The organism is Rhodococcus sp. IEGM 1370 (assembly GCF_033142325.1).
GTDB lineage: Bacteria > Actinomycetota > Actinomycetes > Mycobacteriales > Mycobacteriaceae > Rhodococcoides.
In genome coordinates, this window is the sequence record NZ_JAWLRY010000045.1 from 1 (window position 1) to 3900 (window position 3900).

Annotated in this window: 4 protein-coding genes and 1 pseudogene; 4 read left to right on the forward strand and 1 reads right to left on the reverse strand. The window is 63.9% G+C overall.

Annotated elements, in window-relative coordinates; genetic code table 11:
- Window positions 1-60: 60 nt before the first annotated feature.
- Window positions 61-618 (reverse strand): hypothetical protein, encoded by a 558-nt coding sequence (locus R4P47_RS24805; protein ID WP_317786060.1) that lies wholly within the window; start codon window positions 616-618, stop codon window positions 61-63.
- A 106-nt stretch (window positions 619-724) separates the two neighbouring features.
- Between R4P47_RS24805 and R4P47_RS24810 the strand changes: the two genes are divergently transcribed.
- The 4 genes and pseudogenes from R4P47_RS24810 to R4P47_RS24825 all read left to right on the forward strand — a co-directional run bounded on the left by R4P47_RS24810 (window position 725) and on the right by R4P47_RS24825 (window position 3786).
- Window positions 725-2089, forward strand: coding sequence for an IS256 family transposase (locus R4P47_RS24810; protein WP_317786061.1), 1365 nt, complete (start codon window positions 725-727; stop codon window positions 2087-2089).
- A 223-nt stretch (window positions 2090-2312) separates the two neighbouring features.
- The gene (locus R4P47_RS24815) at window positions 2313-2477 is read left to right on the forward strand and encodes a hypothetical protein (RefSeq protein ID WP_155288693.1); all 165 of its coding nucleotides are present in this window, start codon (window positions 2313-2315) and stop codon (window positions 2475-2477) included.
- Window positions 2478-2635: 158 nt separating this feature from the next.
- Window positions 2636-2958, forward strand: a pseudogene (locus R4P47_RS24820) (cation-transporting P-type ATPase); the annotation flags it as partial.
- A gap of 360 nt (window positions 2959-3318) precedes the next feature.
- The gene (locus R4P47_RS24825) at window positions 3319-3786 is read left to right on the forward strand and encodes a hypothetical protein (RefSeq protein WP_051048272.1); all 468 of its coding nucleotides are present in this window, start codon (window positions 3319-3321) and stop codon (window positions 3784-3786) included.
- The last annotated feature ends 114 nt before the right edge of the window (window positions 3787-3900 follow it).

Genomic DNA, 3900 nt, shown 5'->3' on the forward strand with positions numbered 1-3900 from the left:
ATCGTCGATCCTTCCCACCAAGCTGAGCTCGGCGTGTCGAACCAAGGACCGGATCAACCGTTATTCAGACAGTCCCATCGTTAACGGTCTCGGGGTCGGGTGGGCGTTGAAGTTTCGGATCGGTTTGGTGGTGGTTCCGGCGTGCAGTGAGAGTTTTGTGGGGCCGTCGAGAACTCGGAAATGGTGATCCTCGACGACCACGGTGAGGATGGTTCCGGCGTGTGTGCGGCCGACGGGCAATCTCTGGCCGTCGACCATGACGACACCGTCTATCGGCACTTTCCGGTGCACGCGTTGGGGGCCCGAGGGCGGCGGGAGGAGCGTCGTTGCTCGACGCACGCGGGTCAGTTGGCGGTTATCGTTGCTGATCAACGGATTCGGCAAGGTCTTGATCACATGGTTACCGGCGATGGCGTGGATGAGACCGCCCTCGATTCTGAGGGTGATGCGGGTTCCGGCGGTGTCCGGACCCAATGCGAGCTGATGGCCGAGCAGGGTGATCAGTCCATCGCGGGTGGCGGTGCGATCGACCTCGATCGGTGCCGCAGTGCGCAAGCGGGCACTCGGATCGAACGCGGGCAGTGCCGGCGCAGTCTGCCCTGCACGTGCGCCGCGCATGGTCAACCGGTCGAGGTCGGCGCTCGTCAGCTGGGAGGCACACCGTGGGGCGTGTCAGATGGTTTGTGTAAGAACGGACTGACACGGATGGAGCATCATCGTGACCATGACTGTGGACGGCAATCATGCAGATGACACGAACGATCGGGCTGAGCTCAGCGCCTTCGACGCCTTGAAGGCCTCGGGTGCCCTCGACGAGGTGATGGCCAAGATCGACACGGGCCAGCTGCAGATCACCGGGCAGGGCGGGTTCCTGCAGGAGATGGTCAAGGCGGTTCTCGAGCGCGGACTGCAGACCGAACTCACCGAGCACCTCGGATACGACAAGGGCGACCTTGCCGGCCGTCTACTTCCCAACGCTCGCAACGGTTTCAGCAGCAAGACCGTGTCGAGCGAAGTCGGCGATGTGCCGTTGGCAATCCCCCGCGACCGCGACGGCACGTTCGTTCCAACCCTGGTCCCGCGTGGTGCGCGCAGGATCGGTGGGCTCGATGACATGATCGTCGCGCTCTACGCCGGCGGCATGACAGTGCGCGACATCGAGCATCATCTTGCCTCGACCATCGGTACCGAAATTTCCCGCGAGACCATTTCCAAGATTACCGACTCGGTCCTCGAGGAAGTCCTCGAATGGCAGCGCCGGCCACTCGATCCGATCTATCCGATCCTCTATCTCGATGCGATCGTGGTCAAAATCAGGTCCGGTCAGCAGGTCACCAACAGGGCTGCGCACATCGCCGTCGGTGTCGACCTCGACGGCATCAAACACGTGTTGGGGATCTGGGTTCAAGAACACGAAGGGGCGAAGTTCTGGGCCGGGATCTGCGCTGAGCTGGCAAATCGTGGCGTCAGAGACGTCCTGATCGCCTGCACGGACGGCCTCACTGGATTCGGCGACGCCATCGAAGCGACGTGGCCGCACACCGTCGTGCAGACGTGCACCGTCCACCTGATCCGCGCGTCGATGCGGTTCGTGGCCTACGGCGACCGCAAAGCGGTGGCGTCGTCGCTCCGGTCGATCTACACCGCACCCACCGTCGATGCGGCCCAAGCTGCACTCGACGACTTCAAATCCTCGCAGTGGGGTGTCAAGTATCCGACAGCGGTGCGGACGTGGGAGAGCGCGTGGGAGCGGTTCATCCCGTTCCTGGCTTTCCCACCGGCGCTCCGGAAGATCATCTACACCACCAATGCCATCGAATCGCTCAACTATCAACTTCGCAAGATCATCAAAAACCGCGGACACTTCCCCAATGATCAAGCGGCAGTGAAGCTTCTGTGGCTCGCGATCTGCAGCATCGAGGACAAGCGCGCCCGGGAGAGAGACCGCCTGAGCAAAGATCGACTCGCACCCCGCACCGGCAGGGAGGTCAACAGACTGATCGAAGGATCTCTGACGACCGGTTGGAAACAAGCGCTCGGCGCGCTCGTGATCAACTATCCGGACAGACTCGACCCTTATCTCACCTGAAAGCAAATTCGCTCACAGATAACTTGACAAGCTCCAACCGTGGTGACCACCAAACCGTCGATCACGGCGTGGATGCTGGCGAGGTCGGCCCACAGGGTTACCATGCGTCCGGCGAACCCCTTCCCGATCCACACTTGCTGTGCACCGACCAGATCGACGACGCCCGCCGCCGGTATGCGTAGGTCGATCTCGTAACCGCCGGCCATCCCTGATCGCGCCGAATATGGTTGTACGACAACAGACGCGGCAGACGCGGCAGGGGCGGCCGGCGTCGCACTTCGATACCGTCTGGGTCCCCGCAGAATACCACTTCGCGCTCCGTGACGGCCGCGGAGTCGGATTCACCTACATCGAGGGTGACATCGTCCGCGGAACCTCACGTCTGTGACCACCCGCCCCCGTGCCTGACCGCACCGGGGTACCCGCCCCACCGCACCGACTGGAAGGAACGCCCCTCGTCTACGACCGATCTCGACGAGCGCCCGTGGACCCGGCCGTGGGTTCCCATTCCGGGCACCGCGACGAAGTCCTCGACAGGCGGAAGCTGGCATCAACGACGGGCCGGCGTTGGCGAGCGCGGATCTCGGTTTGGCGATCGGCGCGGGCACCGATGTCGCCATCGGTCCGGGGACATCATAGTCGTCCGCGACGACCTCGGCGATGTGGTCGATTCGTTGGGGCTGGCCAAGGCCATACTGGCGACCATCAAGGGAAACATGGTGTGGGCGTTCGGGTACAACATCGCTGCCATCCGCATAGCGGCCGCAGGTCTGCTCAACCCGCTCCTCGCGGGCGCTGCCATGGCGTTCTCGTCGTTCTTCGTCGTATCGAACAGCCTCCGGCTGCGTCGGTACCCCGCTACATCCTGACGACCCGGGAGGGATACCTCGGCGAACAGTGAACTGGTGTCGCCGCGTCAGCGAACGTGAAGTGATCGCGCTGTGCGTGGCCGCGCCGCACGACCGGCCCGGCCACGCACTCCTGCGCAGCACGCCCGGTCAGCCACCGGGCGGATTCGTACCGACGTCATCGCCGCGGTACCTACAGTCAGTCGCATCCGCGGGTGCCGAAGTTCCCGCGTCGATCCGGGAACTTTCTCCGCCCGCGGTGCGACTGGTGGTCGACCGGTCATGAGCTGCGCCGACACAGGACGCGGCCGACGGATGCGGCCGATACCGCAGTTCACGGGAGGGTTCGAAGTGCACGACGATCTTCGCCACTATCGGCCCATGTTCGAGGCCATCGAACGACGAGTGCTGGCGACGGTAGAGATGGCTGCCCACGAGCGCCTGCGTGCGGCTACAGTGATCGCCGTAGCAGGGCTGGGTCTGTGCCTGGGCCAGTCGGGCGAGGCAACGGGCTGGGCAACATTGCTCAACAATGCAGCGGCGCAGGCGGAATCGACCAGCATCGTCGCTGTCATTGCCGCCCATGCCGGTGTGATCTTCTGTCTGATCTGCTCAGCCGCCGCACTCCATACCCGAATGATCCATCTGATCGTTCTCGCCGCCGCAGGATGCGCCAGCACTTCGGTCCTGGCGATGTTGTCCATCTGGACACGCCAGTCCGCTCACGACAGTTCAACTCTCGCCGGCCCCGGCCCTGGCGCGCTGATCGGGCTGCTCACCGCCGTGGTTCTCACCGGGCTGTGGACACGACTGGCCCTTCGCCCGGAGCGTCGCGTCTTCACGTACTGATCGAGCCACCATTCCGCCGAACCGACAGAAGGATCGATCCCGTTCGGCGGCTTCCCTTGGGGCCGCATCGCATTCGGTCAATCCGACGGGCCGCTGCTGCCTCTGGCTGCGGTG